The 17,969-nt window shown below is 62.3% G+C and carries 16 protein-coding genes; 10 read left to right on the top strand and 6 right to left on the bottom strand.

All coding sequences use genetic code 11. The annotated features are described in order from the left end of the window. Window positions 1-165: 165 nt before the first annotated feature. The 3 genes from I5S59_RS04440 to I5S59_RS04430 all read left to right on the top strand — a co-directional run bounded on the left by I5S59_RS04440 (window position 166) and on the right by I5S59_RS04430 (window position 3,973). Window positions 166-1,515, top strand: coding sequence for a M16 family metallopeptidase (locus tag I5S59_RS04440; protein WP_197875552.1), 1,350 nt, complete (start codon window positions 166-168; stop codon window positions 1,513-1,515). A 91-nt stretch (window positions 1,516-1,606) separates the two neighbouring features. Beyond that, window positions 1,607-2,908 (top strand): M16 family metallopeptidase, encoded by a 1,302-nt coding sequence (locus I5S59_RS04435; protein ID WP_197875551.1) that lies wholly within the window; start codon window positions 1,607-1,609, stop codon window positions 2,906-2,908. 66 nt (window positions 2,909-2,974) lie between these two features. Continuing rightward, window positions 2,975-3,973 carry a hydrolase gene (locus I5S59_RS04430; protein WP_197875550.1) on the top strand — a complete coding sequence of 333 codons (999 nt, stop codon included), beginning with the start codon at window positions 2,975-2,977 and terminating at the stop codon, window positions 3,971-3,973. A gap of 95 nt (window positions 3,974-4,068) precedes the next feature. On the opposite strand, the gene I5S59_RS04425 is transcribed toward I5S59_RS04430, so the two are convergent. Next, on the bottom strand, window positions 4,069-4,923 hold the full coding sequence (locus I5S59_RS04425) for a sulfurtransferase (RefSeq protein WP_197875549.1): 855 nt from the start codon (window positions 4,921-4,923) through the stop codon (window positions 4,069-4,071). Between the two features lie 39 nt (window positions 4,924-4,962). Further along, a complete protein-coding gene (locus I5S59_RS04420) occupies window positions 4,963-5,628 on the bottom strand; it encodes a TetR/AcrR family transcriptional regulator (protein WP_197875548.1) in 666 nt (221 codons plus the stop codon). A 150-nt stretch (window positions 5,629-5,778) separates the two neighbouring features. Here I5S59_RS04420 and I5S59_RS04415 point away from each other — a divergent pair, with 150 nt between their 5' ends. The 6 genes from I5S59_RS04415 (at window position 5,779) to ggt (ending at window position 12,034) form a co-directional block, all read left to right on the top strand. After that, on the top strand, window positions 5,779-7,212 hold the full coding sequence (locus tag I5S59_RS04415) for a coniferyl aldehyde dehydrogenase (protein WP_197875547.1): 1,434 nt from the start codon (window positions 5,779-5,781) through the stop codon (window positions 7,210-7,212). 22 nt (window positions 7,213-7,234) lie between these two features. Further along, window positions 7,235-7,768: a twin-arginine translocation pathway signal protein gene (locus I5S59_RS04410; RefSeq protein WP_197875546.1), complete on the top strand. Its 534-nt coding sequence runs from the start codon at window positions 7,235-7,237 to the stop codon at window positions 7,766-7,768. A 27-nt stretch (window positions 7,769-7,795) separates the two neighbouring features. Then, the gene (locus I5S59_RS04405) at window positions 7,796-9,394 is read left to right on the top strand and encodes a GMC family oxidoreductase (RefSeq protein ID WP_197875545.1); all 1,599 of its coding nucleotides are present in this window, start codon (window positions 7,796-7,798) and stop codon (window positions 9,392-9,394) included. Window positions 9,395-9,506: 112 nt separating this feature from the next. Next, on the top strand, window positions 9,507-9,986 hold the full coding sequence (gene coaD / locus I5S59_RS04400; protein ID WP_197875544.1) for a pantetheine-phosphate adenylyltransferase: 480 nt from the start codon (window positions 9,507-9,509) through the stop codon (window positions 9,984-9,986). A 108-nt stretch (window positions 9,987-10,094) separates the two neighbouring features. Further along, window positions 10,095-10,346 carry a YfhL family 4Fe-4S dicluster ferredoxin gene (locus tag I5S59_RS04395; RefSeq protein WP_010222176.1) on the top strand — a complete coding sequence of 84 codons (252 nt, stop codon included), beginning with the start codon at window positions 10,095-10,097 and terminating at the stop codon, window positions 10,344-10,346. Continuing rightward, entirely contained in the window at window positions 10,346-12,034 is a 1,689-nt protein-coding gene (ggt, locus tag I5S59_RS04390; RefSeq protein WP_197875543.1) for a gamma-glutamyltransferase, read from the top strand. The genes I5S59_RS04395 and ggt overlap by 1 nt, the downstream gene beginning before the upstream one ends. A gap of 6 nt (window positions 12,035-12,040) precedes the next feature. Here the strand turns inward: ggt and mutM are convergent, their stop codons facing one another. After that, window positions 12,041-12,853: a bifunctional DNA-formamidopyrimidine glycosylase/DNA-(apurinic or apyrimidinic site) lyase gene (mutM, locus tag I5S59_RS04385; protein ID WP_197875542.1), complete on the bottom strand. Its 813-nt coding sequence runs from the start codon at window positions 12,851-12,853 to the stop codon at window positions 12,041-12,043. Between the two features lie 3 nt (window positions 12,854-12,856). Beyond that, on the bottom strand, window positions 12,857-13,675 hold the full coding sequence (locus tag I5S59_RS04380; RefSeq protein WP_197875567.1) for an HDOD domain-containing protein: 819 nt from the start codon (window positions 13,673-13,675) through the stop codon (window positions 12,857-12,859). Between the two features lie 335 nt (window positions 13,676-14,010). On the opposite strand from I5S59_RS04380, the gene I5S59_RS04375 reads away from it, so the two are divergent. Then, entirely contained in the window at window positions 14,011-15,207 is a 1,197-nt protein-coding gene (locus I5S59_RS04375; protein ID WP_128321789.1) for a class I SAM-dependent rRNA methyltransferase, read from the top strand. 62 nt (window positions 15,208-15,269) lie between these two features. Here I5S59_RS04375 and mgtE read toward each other — a convergent pair whose 3' ends face one another. Beyond that, entirely contained in the window at window positions 15,270-16,328 is a 1,059-nt protein-coding gene (gene mgtE / locus I5S59_RS04370; RefSeq protein ID WP_197875541.1) for a magnesium transporter, read from the bottom strand. Window positions 16,329-16,611: 283 nt separating this feature from the next. Further along, on the bottom strand, window positions 16,612-17,694 hold the full coding sequence (locus I5S59_RS04365) for a phosphatidylinositol-specific phospholipase C (protein WP_197875540.1): 1,083 nt from the start codon (window positions 17,692-17,694) through the stop codon (window positions 16,612-16,614). Window positions 17,695-17,969: the final 275 nt, after the last annotated feature.

The following is a 17,969-nucleotide window of genomic DNA, read 5'->3' as shown; positions in this document are numbered from 1 at the left end:
CCCCCCCCCCCCCCCCCCCCCCCCCCCCCCCCCCCCCCCCCCCCACCACCCCCCCCCCCCCCCCCCCCCCCCCGGCCCGTCCGCCTGTGCAGTAGATAGTTAATCCCCTTTCCCCGAGGCCTTGCCTGATCGTGTTCCTGGTTTTTCACCAGAAGGAACACCCTCATGCACGGACGCATGTTTACCCGATGCAGCCTGCTGGGCCTGCTAGGCCTGACTGCCCAGGCGGCTGCCGACCCGCCCGCCCGCCACGCATTCACCCTCGACAACGGCCTGCAGGTGGTCGTTGCCGAGGATCGTCGGGCGCCGGTGGTCACCACCCACCTGCTGGTCAAGGTGGGCTCAAGCCACGAGTACCCGGGCCAGTCGGGCCTTTCCCATGCACTTGAACACTTGCTCTTTCGCGGCAGCTCGAAAGCTGCGCCCGGGGAGTTCTCACAGATCATCGAGCGCCTGGGCGGCAGTGACAACGCCTACACCACTCGTGATTACACGGTGTACCACCAGACCCTGCCCAACGACCGCCTGGCTGTCGCCATAGAGCTCAATGCCGACCTGCTTGGTGGCGCCCTCCTGGATGAGGCCGAGTTTCAGCGAGAGATAGAGGGCGTGAAAGCCGAGCGCCGACAGCATGTCGAAGGCGATGCCCGGGCTCTGCTGTATGAACAGCTGCAAGCCATCGCTTATCCGGCCAGCAGTTATCACACCCCGGTGATCGGCTGGATGAGTGACCTCGAGCGCATGAGCAATGACGAGTTGAAGGCCTGGTACCGGTCACGGTACGCGCCGAACAATGCCACGCTGATCATTGTCGGCGATGTCCGGCCAGATGAAGTGAAAACCCAGGTAGAGCACTACTTTGCACGCCTCATCCGGCGCGACCTGCCTGGCTCGAAACGCCCTTTGCAGTCTGCTGCCGCAGGCCAGCGACAGGTCACGGTCTACAACGAGTTCAGCACGCCCAAGCTGTTCATGGGCTTCAACGTACCCAGCTATGCAACTGCTGCGCACACCGCCGATGTCGATGCATTGCGCCTGATTCAGGCAATGCTCGGGCACGGCATGAGTGCCCGTCTGAATACCCGCCTGGTACGCGAACAAGGCCTGCTCGCCAACCCGTCGGCCAGTTATGGCCCCTTGGCCAGAGGCGACACACTGTTCGAAATTGAAGCGTCAGTGAGCGCCGCCAACCCTCAACCGCTGGCGGCGTTGCAAAAAGCCGTCTGGGCCGAGCTGCATGCGCTCAAGCAGAACCCGCCAACAACCGCAGAGCTTGCCAGAGCCAAGGCCCTGCTACTGGCGGATAAAACCTACGCGCAGGACAGCTTGTCGGGACGTGCCGACGAGATTGCCGCCACGCTGGGCAGCGGCCTGCCACTCGCACAACCGGACAGCGACGCCAGTCGCCTGGCCCGCGTGACACCCGAACAGATCCAGCATGTCGCCCACACCTACTTCAATGCAGAACGCTTAACAGTTGCCTACATGCAGGCCAAGGAGGCCCACAATGACTGACACTATCCGGATAATGCTGCTCGCCCTCCTCATACTGTCAGGCACTGCCCACAGTCAGGGGTACCCCGCCCCTGCAGCGCTGGAGTCGCTGATGTCCCTCTCGCCCCCTTCCGCCCAGTTGCAGGTGCCCATCGAGTCCTGGCAAACCCCGCAAGGCAGCCGGGTACTGTTTGTCCACAGGCCAGAGCTGCCGATGTTCGATCTGCAGGTGCTGTTCGACGCAGGCAGCGCCCGCGACGATGGCGCCTCGGGGCTGGCACAACTGACACTGGGCATGCTGAAGGAGGGTACGCAGCACCGGGACGCCATGCAGATCGCCGAGGGCTTTGATGAAATCGGCGCCCGCTTCCACACCTCCACATCACGCACCAAGGCGACAATCCGCTTACGCAGCCTGAGTACGGAGCAACACCGAAGCCAAGCGGTCACGTTGCTGGCTGAAGTACTCGGGCAACCGCTGTTTGCCAATGAAAAGCTTCAAGAGGTCAAAAACCAGCTGATCAATGCCTCGACACAGCGACAAAGCCTGGCCTACGTCAAAGCGGTCGACCGGTTGTTTGAACATGCCTATGCCAATCATCCCTTCGCCGCAAACGACACTGGCACTGCGCAAAGCATCAACACCCTGCAGATTGCGGATTTGACCGCCTTTCATCAACAAGCCCTGAGTGCCGGCAATGCCTTGATCACGCTGGTAGGCGACCTCTCGCCAGAACAGGCCCGCGAAACAGCACTGCAAATATCTGCTGCGCTGCCTGCGGGCCCACCCCTGCCCCCGCTGCAACCTCCGAAAGGGTTCGAGGCAGAGATTTATCACCTGGATCACCCCGGCACGCAGTCGTTCCTGTTGTTTGCCCTGCCCGGAATCGATATCCAGCATACAGACGCACCGGCACTGACCCTGGCCAACCTGATGCTAGGCGGCCCTGGTGCCACCTCCCGGCTGTTCGAGGTGCTGCGTACCGAGCGAGGACTGACCTACAGCGCAGGCGCACACCTGGTGCAGTCGAGCGACAGCGGGCTCTGGGTTTTCACCACCGAAGTCCAGGCCAAGTACCAGGATGGCGCCATGGCCTTGCTGGAAAACCTGCTGCAGGACTATGCCGACACAGGGCCAACCCCTCAGCAGTTCGAGGACGCGAAAGAGCAACTGCGCGGCAGCTACCTGCTGGGTGCGGTCAGCAACGGGCAATTCAGCAACATGCTGGCGGAAATGGGCTTTCATCAACTCCCGCTGGACAGCAGGCAATCCTTCCTCGAACAGATCCAGGCACTTACCCTGGATCAGCTGAAAGTCGCCTTGAAAAAGCACCTGAAGCTCGACAAGCTTGTACAGATCAGCGTCGGCCCGAGTGTCGAACAGCACGACCTGCCCGCGCCTGCATCCGGCTGACCGGCACATGCAGGCAGCGGTCAGCGTGCATACACTTGTCTGAATGAAATAGGTGAGTACGCCACGATGCACCTGTCACCCCCCAGTCCCTTCAAACCAGCCCTGGGGCTGAGCAACCCGCACTTGCAAACGCTCTGGGGCCCCCTATGGCGTAAACCGGCAAACCTGAACCGCCATCGCGAACGCCTGTGGCTGGCGGACGGCGACTTTCTCGACCTCGACTGGCACGGCCCCCATGAAGCCTCAACACCCTTGGTGCTGGTACTTCATGGTCTGACCGGCTCGTCCCACTCCCCCTATGTCATCGGCTTGCAACAGGCGTTGGCCGGCCGTGGCTGGAGCAGCGTGGCGCTGAACTGGCGCGGTTGCTCGGGCGAGCCCAACCTGCTCCCGCGCAGCTACCACTCGGGGGCCAGCGAAGACCTCGCCGAAACCATCGAACACCTGCGCGCGCAGCGTCCGCAGGCACCGTTGTACGCCGTTGGCTATTCGCTGGGGGGCAATGTACTGCTCAAGCATCTCGGTGAAGTAGGCTCCGCAAGCCAGCTGCAAGGGGCGGTTGCCGTTTCGGTACCCTTTCGCCTGGACCAATGCGCCGACCGCATCGGCCTGGGATTCTCGCGGGTGTACCAGGCGCACTTCATGCGCGTCATGCTGGCCTATGTAAAAGACAAGCAGCGTCACTTTCAGCACCGTGGGCACTATGACGGCCTGGCCGCTCTGGAGCGCCTCGGGCCACTGGAAAACCTGCGCACCTTCTGGGACTTCGATGGACGGGTGACTGCGCCGCTCAATGGCTTTGCCGATGCCAAGGATTACTACCGCCGGGCATCCAGCCGCTATTTCCTCGGCGAAAACCGCACACCCACCCTGATCATTCACTCCAGCGACGATCCGTTCGTGTTCAGCCACAGCTTGCCTGCCGCCAACGAACTGTCGGCAGGCACCCGCTTCGAACTGCACACTCGCGGTGGGCATGTCGGCTTTGTCGATGGCAGCCTGCATAACCCGGGGTACTACCTCGAGCGACGGATTCCGCAGTGGCTGGAAGCCGTGCCGCTGTAGGCGCAAGGCTTGACCGCGAATAACGATGACGCGACCAAACCGACAGATTGCGGCGTCAGATTCGCGGGCAAGCCTCGCGCCTACGAATTTCTGCGTTAATCACCTGTCGCCACTTGCCGTTGCGGGTTGGTGATCCACTCACTCCAGGAGCCCGCATACAACGTGCCCAGCGGATAACCCGCCAACGCCAGGGCAAAGAGGTTGTGACAGGCTGTAACGCCTGAGCCGCAATACGCCACCAGCTGATCAGGCGATCGTTTGCCCAACGTTTGCGCAAATCGCTTTTTCAGCAGCTCTGGCTTAAGAAAACGGCCATCGGCATCCAGGTTGTCGGTAAAAGCCGCGCACTGCGCACCGGGAATGTGCCCGGCCACCGGGTCAATGGGCTCTACCTCACCGCGAAAACGCGGCAAGCCACGGGCATCGATCAAGGTCAGGTCCGGCTGGTTCAGGCGCTCGCCCAGCTGTTCGGCACTGATCAACAGGCTTTCATCGGGGCTGCCACTGAAGTTGCCTTCACGCTTGCTTGGCGGGTCGAGGCTCAATGGCAACCCGGCCGCATGCCAGGCCTTCAGGCCGCCATCAAGGATATAAACCCCGCTGCGCTTGCCCAGCCAGGCCAGCAGCCACCAGGCCCGCGCAGCGAACGCACCGGGGCCATCGTCGTACAGCACCACGTCGCTGTCATTGTCGATGCCCCAGGCACGCAGCTTTTCCACCAGCCGCTGCGGCTCCGGCAGCGGGTGGCGACCGGTCACCCCCTTGATTACCGGCCCACTCAGATCACGCTCCAGATCGGCAAAATGTGCACCGGCGACATGCCCCTCGGCATAGCTGCGCTGGCCGTAATCGATATCTTCCAGGGCAAAACGACAATCGAGAATCACCAGCGCCGGCGCCTCCAGGCGGTCGGCCAATTGCTGGGCGGTGATCAGTTGCGCGAGGGGCATGACAGTCTCCTGAACGATTGAACGAATAAGGCCTGGGCGCTACTGCTCCAGTGCCTGATTAAGCGAAACGTAGAATTCCTCGCACAGGGCGTCCACTTCCGGACGCGCCTGGGCGGTGACAAAACCGATCTCCAGCACCAGCACCTGATAGATCCCCCGCTTGATCGCATCCTCGCTCAGGTGCGCCGAGTTTTCACGCGTGGTGCAGAGAAAGCGCACCCAGGAGGTCAGCACGATCCAGGCGTTGAGGGTCAGCGATTCGATCTGAATGGCGTCCATCTCAACCAGCCCTGCACTGACAAAACCGCGGTAGATACCCTGGGCCTGAATCAGGCAGCGCTGCGAGAAGCGCCGGTAGCGCGCGGCCAGTTCCTTGTCACTGTCGAGCAGGTGCTCGAGGTCGCGGTGCAGAAAGCGAAAGTCCCACATCGCCGCCAACAGTTCCTTGAGATAGAAACGCTTGTCGGCAACCGTGGCGACACGGCCTTGCGGCGGACGCAGAAAACTCTCGACCCGCTCTTCGTACTGGGTGAAGAGGACCGCAATGATTTCCTGCTTGTTGGCGAAGTGGTAGTACAGGTTCCCCGGAGAAATCTCCATGTGGGCTGCAATGTGATTGGTGCTGACACTGCGCTCGCCTTGCTGGTTGAACAGCTCCAGGCTGTTCTGCACGATGCGTTCGCGGGTCTTGATGCGCGGAGCCATGATCAGATCCAGATGCCGGGCTTTGGATGAATAGGTCCATCTTACGGTTTATCCAGACCCTGATGTACCTGCTCGTCGTCAAAAACTAGTCGCACTATGCTTATATTAGAGTATATGCTCTAGAAAAAACACGCTGCCGTGGAGTTCCGCATGACCGCCGATGCCGCACGTCTTTTGCACCCTGCCGCCTTTGACCACCTCGCCGAGCAGTTCAGCGCCCAGCGTCAGGCCTTTGCCGGTAACCCCATGCCTCCCAGAGCCCAGCGCCTGCAGTGGCTCAAGAGCTTGCGCGAGCTGCTGTTGACGCACCAGGAGGCACTGATCGCCGCCATCAGCGAAGACTTCAGCGGCCGCAGCGCCGATGAAACCCGGCTGGCCGAATTGATGCCCAGCGTTCAGGGCCTGCGCCATACCGAGCGCCATCTCAAGCAATGGATGAAAGCCTCGCCGCGCAACGTCGGCCTGGCTTTTCAACCGGCCAGCGCCAAGGTGCTCTACCAGCCGCTCGGGGTGGTCGGCATTATCGTGCCGTGGAACTACCCGTTGTTCCTGGCTATCGGTCCCATGACCTGCGCCCTGGCCGCCGGCAACCGGGTCATGCTCAAACTCAGCGAAGCCACACCGGCAACCGGCCTGCTGCTCAAAAAACTGTTCGAAGCCGTGTTTCCGGAAGACCTGGTGTGCGCAGTGCTGGGTGAATCGGACGTGGGCGAAGCTTTCTCGCGCCTGCCCTTCGATCATTTGCTGTTCACCGGCGCCACCAGTGTCGGTCGCCATGTGATGGCTGCGGCGGCGCAAAACCTGACGCCGGTGACGCTCGAACTCGGCGGTAAGTCGCCCGCCATTGTCTCCGCCAGTGTGCCGTTGAACGATGCCGCAGAGCGCATTGCCTTCGGCAAAACCCTCAATGCCGGGCAGACCTGCGTCGCCCCGGACTATGTGCTGGTGCCCAGAGCACGCCTGGATGAATTCGCGCAAACCTACCGTTCGGTTGTTCACCGCTTTTACCCGACCCTGGTCGACAACCCCGACTACACCGCGATCATCAACGCACGGCACCTCGCGCGCCTGGAGGGCTACCTGGAAGATGCCCGCAGCAAAGGCGCGCAGGTAACCGACCTGTACCCCGACGAACCACGCCAGGGCCGTCGCCTGCCGCCGCACCTGCTGCTGCAGGTCAACGACGACATGCGCGTGATGCAGGACGAAATCTTCGGCCCGCTGCTGCCGCTGGTGCCCTATGACAACCTCGACGAGGCGCTGGCCTACATCAACCAGCGCCCTCGCCCGCTGGCGCTGTATTACTTTGGCTACGACCGTGCCGAGCAGCAGAAGGTACTGGAGCAGACCCATTCCGGTGGCGTCTGCCTCAACGACACCCTGCTGCATGTCGCCCAGGACGACCTGCCCTTCGGTGGCGTGGGGCCGTCGGGAATGGGGCATTACCATGGTCACGAGGGTTTTCTGACCTTCAGCAAAGCCAAGGCGGTGTTCGCCAAGCAACGCTTCAACGCCGCCCGCCTGATCTATCCGCCTTATGGCAAGTCGGTGATGAAACTGGTGTTCAAGCTTTTCATCCGCTAACCCGCTATCAGGCCTGATAACAATGACTACAAGCCTGCCCGTATCCCCCGCCCTGACCCGCCGCGGGCTGCTCCGGTTCAGCCTCGGCGCCAGCGCTTTTCTGGCCACTGCGGGGCTGACTGCCAGCCTCAGCGGTTGCTCGGCATCAACCCCGGCCAGCGGTTTCATCACCCTGCGCGCGAGTGACCTGCCGATTTTGCAGGCGCTGATTCCGGTGCTGCTCGACGGTACCCCGGCGCCTGAACACATCGATGCCGTGCTGCGCCAACTGGATAACAAGCTCGCCAGCCTGTCCCCGGCCATGCTCAAGCTGACTCAGCAGCTGTTCGACGTACTGGCCCTGCCGGTCACCCGCGGGCCGCTGACGGGTGTCTGGGGCGCCTGGGAAAATGCCAGCCACGCGCAGATCCAGGCCTTTTTGCAGCGCTGGGAGGACAGTTCGCTGAACCTGTTGCGCATGGGCCACAGCTCGTTGCTGCAATTGCTGCACATGGCCTGGTATGAAATGCCCGTGTCCTGGGCCAGCTGTGGCTATCCCGGCCCGCCTAAGATCTGAACCGACCATAACGACAAGAGGCTGTAGATGCCCGTACCCGACCTGTTTCGCGAAGGCCTCGCCCGCGGCTGGAAAACCCGTGACGCCTCGCGCCTGGACCACGACCTGACTCTGGAAGCCGACATCGCCATCATCGGCAGCGGTGCCGGCGGCGCCACCAGTGCCGAGCTGCTCAGCGCCGCCGGTTTCAAGGTGCTGTTGATCGAAGAAGGCCCGCTCAAGACCAGCAGCGATTTCCATTTGCTCGAAGACCAGGCCTACGCCAGCCTCTATCAGGAAGGCATCGGGCGCATGAGCAAGGACGGCGCCATTACCATTCTTCAGGGCCGTGCCGTGGGCGGCACCACCCTGATCAACTGGACCTCGAGCTTTCGCACCCCGGAACCCACCTTGCAGCACTGGGCCCGCGAGCACGGTGTGGTTGGCCTGAGCGAGGCCGACCTGGCGCCCTGCTTCGAACGCATGGAACAGCGCCTGGGCATCGCACCGTGGATCATGCCGCCCAATGCCAACAACGACGTGCTCAAACGCGGCTGTGAAGCACTCAAGCTCAACTGGAAGGTCATCCCGCGCAACGTGCGTGGCTGCTGGAACCTGGGTTATTGCGGCATGGGCTGCCCGACCAATGCCAAGCAATCGATGCTGGTCACCACCATTCCCGCGACGCTGGACAAGGGCGGCGAGCTGATTTACCTGGCCCGCGCCGAGCGCCTGCTGCACGACGGCAAGCGCATCAGCGCCCTGCAGTGCCAGGCCATGGATGCCCGCTGCGTCAACCCGACGGGCCGCACGATTCTGGTCAAGGCACGGCACTACGTGCTCGCTGGCGGCGGTATCAACAGCCCGGCCCTGCTGCTGCGCTCGGATGCGCCCGACCCGCATCAACGCCTGGGCAAGCGGACTTTCCTGCACCTGGTCAACTTCAGCGCCGCGCTGTTCAAGGACAAGGTCAATCCGTTCTACGGCGCACCGCAATCGATTTACTCCGATCACTTCCAATGGCGTGACGGTGTCGCCGGCCCGATCGGCTACAAGCTGGAGGTGCCGCCGCTGCACCCGGCACTGGCCAGCACCCTGCTCGGCAGCTTTGGCCGCGATAACGCCATGCGCATGGAGCAACTGCCCAACACCCACGTGATGCTCGCCCTGCTGCGCGACGGCTTCCACCCCGAAAGCAGTGGCGGTGAGGTGCAACTGCGTGACGACGGGTCGCCGGTGCTGGACTACCCGGTATCGCCCTACACCTGGGACGGCATCCGTCGCGCCTTCCACAGCATGGCCGAGATTCAGTTTGCCGCCGGTGCCGACGCCGTGCTGCCCCTGCACAGCGCGGGCCGCTACGTAAAAACCCTGGCCGAGGCACGGCAAATGATCGACGGGTTGAGCCTGGAGCTGTTCCGCACCCGCCTGGGCAGCGCCCATGTCATGGGCGGCTGCAGCATGGGGGAAAACCCGCAACAGGCAGTGTGCGACAGCCTGGGACGCCATCATCAACTGGCCAATCTGTCGATTCACGACGGCTCGTTGTTCCCGACCAGCATCGGCGCCAACCCGCAATTGTCGGTGTATGCGCTGGCCGCGCGGCTCAGTGACAGCCTGATTCAGCGACTGGCGAGCAACGCATGACAACAAATGCCCTCACTGTCTATAGTGCCTTGAGCGTGCGCAGCCGACTTGGCCGACCGCCACTGCTGCGATACCATCCGACTCCCCAACGCACTCCTGCCAGGACGACGCGATGAACCGAGTGTTGTACCCAGGTACTTTCGACCCTATTACCAAGGGCCATGGCGATCTGGTTGAACGTGCCTCACGGCTGTTCGACGAAGTGATCATTGCGGTAGCTGCCAGCCCGAAGAAAAACCCGCTGTTTCCACTGGAACAACGGGTAGAACTGGCTCGCGAGGTCACCAAGCACCTGCCCAATGTCGAAGTTATCGGCTTCTCCACGTTGCTGGCGCATTTCGCCAAGGAACAACAGGCCAATGTGTTCCTGCGTGGCCTGCGCGCGGTGTCCGACTTCGAATACGAGTTCCAGCTGGCCAACATGAACCGCCAGTTGGCCCCCGATGTGGAAAGCCTGTTCCTGACCCCGTCAGAGCGCTACTCCTTCATTTCCTCGACCCTGGTCCGGGAAATCGCGGCGTTGGGTGGCGACATCACCAAATTCGTCCATCCAGTGGTGGCCGACGCCCTGACGGAACGCTTCAGGAAGTGACATCCGCGATTTGACAGCCGCGCCCGCGTGCACTGCGGGCGCTAATGCGGCACAATTGTGTCCATTGGTTTTCAAATGCCAGGGCGACGTGCCCTGGCCGGAGTCCCCATGTCCCTGATCATCACCGACGATTGCATCAACTGCGACGTCTGCGAACCCGAGTGCCCGAACGCTGCCATCTCTCAAGGCGAAGAGATCTACGTGATCGACCCTAACCTGTGCACCCAGTGCGTAGGCCACTATGACGAGCCTCAATGCCAACAGGTCTGCCCGGTTGACTGCATCCCGCTGGATGAAGCCCACCCCGAGACTGAAGAGCAGTTGATGGAGAAATACCGCCGCATCACCGGCAAGGCCTGATGCCGGTCGCTGGCCGCCTTGCCACACTGGCCCTGGGTGCACTGTTCGCACTCGGGGCAGCCAGTGCCCAGGCCCAAGGGCCAGGACGAGCGGCAATCGCCAGCCCGCACCCCGAAGCGACCGCAGCAGCGCAGCAAATCCTCGAACAAGGCGGAAACGCCTTTGACGCGGCCATTGCCGTCAGCGCCGCATTGGCGGTGGTCGAACCGTATGGCTCGGGCCTGGGTGGCGGTGGTTTCTTCCTCCTGCGTGAGGCCGACAGCCCCGCACGCTATGCCTTTCTCGATGCCCGCGAACGCGCACCAGGCAATGCCACCGAGGCCATGTACCTCAAGGATGGCAAGGTCCAGCCCGGACTATCGATCAATGGCCCGCTGGCGGCAGCGATACCCGGCTTGCCGGCAGCGCTTGCCGACCTCGCTGCGCACTACGGCAAACTGCCGTTGAAAAGCACCCTGGCGCCAGCCATTCGCCTGGCCAACCAGGGCTTTTCCGTGGACCGCATTTATCGTGACCGGGCAACCATGCGCCTGAGCGCGCTGCGCGACGATCCGGAGAGTGCCCGGCTGTTCCTGACCCAGGGTGAAGTCCCGGCACTGGGCGCGTTCATTCGCCAGCCAGAGCTGGCGATCACCCTTGAGCGCCTGGCCAGCCAAGGCCGCGATGGCTTCTACGCAGGCCCGACGGCGCGGGCCTTGGTGCAGGGTGTTCAAGCCGCAGGCGGTATCTGGAGCCTGGATGACCTGGCCAACTACCGTACAGCCAAACGCGAGCCGTTGCGCTACCAGCTGGCCGATCAACGCGAACTGATCAGCGCCCCGCCGCCTTCCGCCGGTGGCGTTGCCCTGGCCCAGAGCCTGGCAATGCTTCAGCGCTTGCCCTGGCAGAGCGCCGAGCCGGTGCAGCGCAGCCATTACGTGCTGGAAGTGTTGCGCCGGGCGTACCGCGACCGCGGCCTGCTTGGTGATCCGGACTACGTGACCAACCCGGTGCCGCAACTGCTGGCACGCACCTACCTGAGCCGCCTTGCCGACGGCATCGACGTCCGCCAGGCCACGCCAAGCAGCAGCCTGCCGCCCGCCCCGGCCTGGCGCGAGGGCGACCACACCACCCACTTTGCGGTGATCGATGCCGACGGTAACGCCGTGGCAGCCACTCTGTCGGTCAACCTGCCCTTCGGCGCAGCGTTCAGTGCACCCGGCACCGGCGTTGTACTGAACAACGAGATGGACGACTTCGCCGCCGACCCACGCGGTAGCAACAGCTATGGCCTGGCCGGCAGTCAGGCCAACGCGGTTGCCGCTGGCAAGCGGCCGCTGTCGAGCATGAGCCCGAGCTTCATCGAGAGCCCGACGCAGTTCGCCGCCTTCGGCACGCCTGGGGGCAGCCGCATTCCGAGCATGGTATTGCTGTCGATGCTGGGGTTCCTTGAAGGCAAGCCGGTCGCCAGCTGGCCGGCGGTGCCACGCTATCACCATCAGTACCTGCCGGATGTGGTCGAACACGAGCCAGGAGCATTCAGCGCCGAACAGCAGCGCGACTTGCAGGCACGCGGCTACCAGCTCAAAGACCTGGGCCGCACCTATGGCAATCAGCAAGTGTTGCTCTGGGACAAATCCAGACAGACCCTGGAAGCCGCCAGCGACCCGCGGGGCCTGGGCCGCGCTGAAGTGCTCAGCCCACGCTGAGCACGTTCACTTCTGGCAGCGCGGGCAGAAAACGCTGGCGCGCTGCCCCAGCTTGACCTCGCGCAGAATGCTGCCACAGACCTTGCAGGGCTCTTCCCGGCGCCCGTACACGAACAGTTCCTGCTGGAAATAGCCCGGCTGACCATCGCCGCCGATAAAATCGCGCAGGGTGGTGCCACCGCGCTCGATGGCGCAGGCGAGGATGCGTTTGATCTCGATGGCCAGCTTCAGGTAGCGCGCACGGGAAATGCTACCGGCTTCGCGGCGCGGATCGATCCCGGCAGCAAACAGGGCTTCGGTCGCATAGATATTGCCCACCCCGACCACCACCGCGTTGTCCATGATGAACGGCTTGACCGCCATGGACTTGCCACGCGACAGCTGAAACAGGCGCTCGCCGTCAAACAGGTCGGTCAGCGGTTCAGGGCCGAGCCTGATCAACAGTTCGTGGTTGAGCGGATCGAGGCTCCAGAGCATGGCGCCAAAGCGTCGCGGGTCGGTGTAGCGCAGGGCCAGGCCCGACTCCAGCTCGATGTCGACATGCTCGTGCTTGGCGGCCGGCAAACCTATCTCGACCAGGCGCAGGTTGCCCGACATCCCCAGATGACTGATCAGCGTCCCGACTTCGGCATTGAGCAACAGGTACTTGGCCCGCCGCTCCACCTTGACGAAGCGTTGCCCCGAAAGGCGTACATCGAGGTCTTCGGGGATCGGCCAGCGCAGGCGCCGGTCGCGCACAATCACCCGGCTGACCCGCTGGCCTTCCAGATAAGGCGCGATACCGCGCCGGGTGGTTTCGACTTCAGGTAGTTCCGGCATGAATCAGTGGCTGCCCAGTTCGCGAATGGTTTGCTTGAGGTTCTCGAAGTCGTACTCGGAAAGCCCCACATAGTCGAGCACCAGGTGCCCAACGGTGTTCCATTCGTGATCCACACCCTGATTGCCCAGTACCCGGTACGACGCGCAGATGTGTTCGGCCATCTTCAACACCGCCAGCAGGTTCTTCAGCTGGGTCTGGGAGTTGCCCGACGACTCGTCGCGGAACACGGCCAACGCATTGTGGTGGTTGGCGATGGCGGCGCTGATGTGCTCCGGCAGGCGCCAGGACTTGGCGGTGAAATAACCGACCACCGAATGGTTGGTGTTGAAGATACGGTTCTCAGTATCGACCACCCGGGTTTCGGCATTGGCCTTGGCGTAGGACTCTTCCAGCACTTCCATGTAGTCGGGAAAGCGCTTGAGCATCAGCGGCACGCCACAGTCATGGAACAACCCGAGGGTGTAGGCTTCGTCTGCCGACTGCATACCGGTGCGCTTGGCCAGCGTCAGGCAGGTCATTGCCACGTCCTGGGCGGTGTCCCAGAAGCGGTTGAGGGTGACGATGGTCTCGTCGCTCATTTCGCCTTTGATCGACTGGGCGTTGATCAGGTTGATGATCGAGCGGCTGCCCATCAGGTTCACCGCGCGCTGGATCGAGCCGATCTTGTTCGACAGACCGAAATGCGGCGAATTGACCAGCTTGAGCAAGGCACCGGAAAGCCCCGGGTCCTGGGAAATCAGCTTGGCGATGGTTTCCAGGTCCGGGTCGGGCATGTACTGCTCGAACTGCAGGTCGACCATGATCTGCGGTTGCGGCGGAATGGTAATGCCTTGCAGGGCTTGCTGGATCTGTTCGGCGCTGAGTTCTTGGGACATGCGTACTCACTCGTGAAGGACGGCGAATTCTAACCCTGTAGCCCTGCTGCGTACCAACAGCACCCACGTCCCGCACTTCAATTTGTAGGAGCCAGGCTTGCCGGCGATGGGCTGCGCCGCCGCCCCGGGGCCAAATTTGGCTAGACAACCTGCGACCACTGCCCACTCGATCGCTGGAAGGCCAGCGCCTGCAGGGTGATCAGGGCCACACTTTGTCGCGCCCTGCACCGATAAAAAGGCCTACAGGTTATACTCCCGCTCTTTTTTCCCGGAGCGACGTCATGTCCCTGCCCAGCCTTCGTCTCAAAGCCAATGCCGACCGCCGCCTGCGCGCCGGCCACCTGTGGGTCTACAGCAACGAAATCGACGTCGCCGCGACCCCGCTGCATGGCTTCAAGGCCGGTGACCAGGCGCTGCTTGAAACCGCCGGCGGCAAGCCGCTGGGCATCGTCGCCATGAGCCCGAACAACCTGATCTGCGCCCGCCTGCTGTCGCGCGACATCAAGCTGCCACTGGACAAGTCGCTGCTGGTACACCGCCTCAACGTCGCCCTGTCGCTGCGTGACCGCCTGTTCGACAAACCGTTCTACCGCCTGGTGTACGGCGACTCCGACCTGCTGCCGGGCCTGGTGGTGGACCGTTTCGGCGACATCCTCGTGGTGCAGCTGGCGTCGGCGACCATGGAACAGCACAAGGACGACGTGATCGCCGCCCTGGTGCAAGTGCTCAAGCCCAGCGGCATCCTGTTCAAGAATGATTCGGCAGCCCGTGATGCCGAAGGCCTGGGTCGCTACGTCGAGACCGTGTTCGGTGTCGTGCCGGAGTGGGTCGCGCTGGAAGAAAACGGCGTGAAATTCGAAGCACCGGTGATGGAAGGCCAGAAGACCGGCTGGTTCTACGACCACCGTATGAACCGTGCACGCCTGGCCCCTTATGTTCAGGGCAAGCGCGTTCTCGATCTGTTCAGCTACATCGGCGGCTGGGGTGTGCAGGCGGGCGTTTTCGGCGCCAGTGAAGTGTTCTGTGTCGATGCCTCGAGCTTCGCCCTCGATGGCGTCGAGCGCAACGCTGCGCTCAACGGCATTGCCGAGAAACTGACCTGTATCGAAGGTGACGTGTTCGAAGCCCTGAAGGAACTCAAGGCGGCCGAAGAGCGCTTCGACGTGATCGTTGCCGACCCACCCGCCTTCATCAAGCGCAAGAAAGACCTGAAGAACGGCGAAGGCGCCTACCGCCGCCTGAACGAGCAAGCCATGCGCCTGCTGAGCAAAGACGGCATTCTGGTCAGTGCCTCGTGCTCGATGCACCTGCCCGAAGATGACCTGCAGAACATCCTGCTGACCAGCGCCCGTCACCTGGACCGCAACATCCAGCTGCTGGAACGCGGCGGCCAGGGTCCGGATCACCCGGTTCATCCGGCCATCCCGGAAACCCGTTACATCAAGAGCATTACCTGCCGTTTGTTGCCGAACAGTTAACGCTGTTGGACGAAAAATCCCGGCCACGTGCCGGGATTTTTGCAAACAGGGCATACAAATCGTCAGATATCCAACACCTGCGAAGCGATCCCGAAGTACACCAATACACCGGCGGCATCGGCAATCGATGTCACCAGCGGCCCGCTGGCAGTAGCCGGGTCGAGGTTCAGGCGGCTGAGCAGGAACGGCAGGCTCATGCCGATCAGGCTGCCCAGCAGGACGATCACCAACATGCTGCTCGCCACGATCAGGGCGATGTCCGGGCCACCGCGCAATACCCCCAGCGACGCGACCGCGACGGCCATGGTGCCACCCAGAGCCAGGGCCACCCCGCATTCACGCCCGAGCAAGCTCAACCAGTCCCGCATGACCACCTCCCCCGTGGCCAGGGCACGGACCATCAAGGTCGCCGACTGGGCGCCGGCATTACCGCCGCTGTCGACCAGCAGCGGCAGGAAGAACACCAGGGCGATATGCGCGGCAATGGTGTCTTCGAAGGCGGCGATGCCCGCCCCGGAAAACAGGTTGCCGAACACCAGCAACACCAGCCAGAGCACGCGCTTGCGGTAGAGCAGGCCCACCGTGGCGGTCTTCAGGTTGCCCAGTTGGGTGCCGATCAGCGCCCCCTTGTGAAAGTCCTCGGTGGCTTCCTCGACCACCACATCCATGGCGTCGTCACAGGTGATGATGCCGACCAGCCGGCCGTCGTTATCCAGTACGGGCAAGGCCAGCAAATCGTGTTCACTGATCAGCCTGGCAACTTTTTCCTGGGTGGTAAACGTGCTCACACTGAGCACCGGGCGGACCATCAACTTCTCTACCGGCAGCTCCGGGCTGGCCAGGATCAATTCGCGCAGAGACAGGGTGCCGAGCAGGTTGCCCTGCTCATCCAGCACATAGGACTGATAGATGGTTTCAGCATCGGCAGCTTCACGCCGCAGCATGTCGATGGCCTGGCTCGCGCTGAGGCCGCTGCAAATGCAGGAGTAGTGGCTGCTCATCAGCGCCCCGGCGGTGCCCGCCGGGTAGCGCCCGGGCTGCAGCAGGTCATCGCGGCGGGCCTGGGCCTGCTTACGGGTCAAGGCCAGGCCGGCCAGGTTTGCATCATGGGTTGTGGTCATATCGATCTCCAGGCAGCGGCGCAGGTGCCTGGAGGCCGACCGGCAAGGCTGGCGGTCAGCTAACGGGCAGCCCTGGCGCCACGGCGTTCAGTGCCAGAATGTAGGTTCGCGATGAACTGAAACTGGGAAGGTCCATTAAGGGTGTCGTCTCGTTAGCCGCACATGCGGCGCGGGGATAGTAGGCAGGTTGCGCCTGGCCGTCTGTAGCAAAACCCGCCCTGGGAGCCAAATCAGACAAGCACTACGACAAACCAGCAAAATCGCGACCGATGTGTCGCCAAACTCATTGCCCAAGCTCATGGGCAGGGTGGTGATTGTTGGCGATGATGTTGGCAATCAGGGACTCCCCCGGAAAGTCCGCCATGATGATGCCCACCGTTCTTCGTATCGGGTCCGGGCCGTTGTAGTCCTTGATGTCGTCACGCGCCAGGGTGTTGGTGCCTTCGAAAGAAATCGTGCAGACCCCCAGCACACAGGTTGTCCGCGGAAAAAACGGATACCAGTCAACTTCCTTCAATGCCAGAAGACCGGTGGACAGCCGGGGCGCACCCGTGCCCGAAGAAACATGTCCGCTCGCCACAAAATAAGGGAAGGCCCCGACGCTGCCCGACAGGTAGTTCACATAGAACATGTGCTTGTCTCCTGCTGCGGCGCGGTGTAGCTGGCGCCTGATCTTCAGCCACTTCTCATGCAGCTCCCAGTTGGTTTGGAGCGTCGAATCATCCTGGATGTCGAAATTGCCATAGCTCAGTCCATAAGGATTGAGGTTGGCGATATTGGAAAGCACCACGAACTTCCCTCGTGCCTCGCCCAGCGTGATGTTTTTGCGCGGTGCTTTCAGGTAGGTGCTGGAAAACTGTTTCATGTAGTGATCGAAGACCTCCACCAGGCTGGCAGTTACATTGCTGTCCGCCGCATGCTCTTCCTTGACCCTGAACAGTACGGTCTCGCTGGGGTTGGCCTGGAGAAATCGTTCGACCGAGCGCAATGCGGAGCCGAACATCTTGTCGAGAAAAACCGGACCATGGTGCAAAGCGAAAACATCGCCGGTTCGCCGGATACGCAAATCAAGGACGCGGATGCCGTACCGCAGCTGCTCGTCGAAATTAAGTGTCTGGGTGACGACGATGTCGTCAACGACCGGGAACAGACTGACATCGAAGGTGGCCGAATCATGGGTGCCGGGAAGCGCCAGTTCACTCAGCTGAACGTCATCGCGTATTGATTTCATCCAGCGGCTTTTGTCAGTGAAACTGTCATGGGCATCATGGGAATAGGCATCATCGAGGTGCGGGTTTGCAGTGGCCGCCTGGTTAAGGCAACACAACAGGCAACCCAGGCTGATCAGGTGGTGAATGGTTGACATGTTCGGGCCCTCCTTGGCGCGATTGATCCACCAGCACGCTAAGCGTCCGGGTGCCGAAAAAGGCACTAAATAGATACCCGCGCAGCCCTGCCGAAAGGATTGAATATGACCGAACCTCGGGTTGCATGCGCTTGTTCATTCCCTATACGCGCCAGCGGTGTAGAATCGGTCTATTCATCGCCAGTCATCCCCGGCGGGTTTATGAGCTCTGGTCGAGCACGCGGCGATCCCGCGCTGTCTTCGGCCCCATCCGTACCAGCGGCCACATGCCTTCG

Origin of the sequence: Pseudomonas alkylphenolica, from assembly GCF_016009175.1 — a bacterium.
Classification (GTDB): Bacteria; Pseudomonadota; Gammaproteobacteria; order Pseudomonadales; family Pseudomonadaceae; genus Aquipseudomonas; species Aquipseudomonas alkylphenolica_B.
Note: the sequence above shows the minus strand (reverse complement) of the source record. Positions and strands in the feature narration are given on the sequence as shown.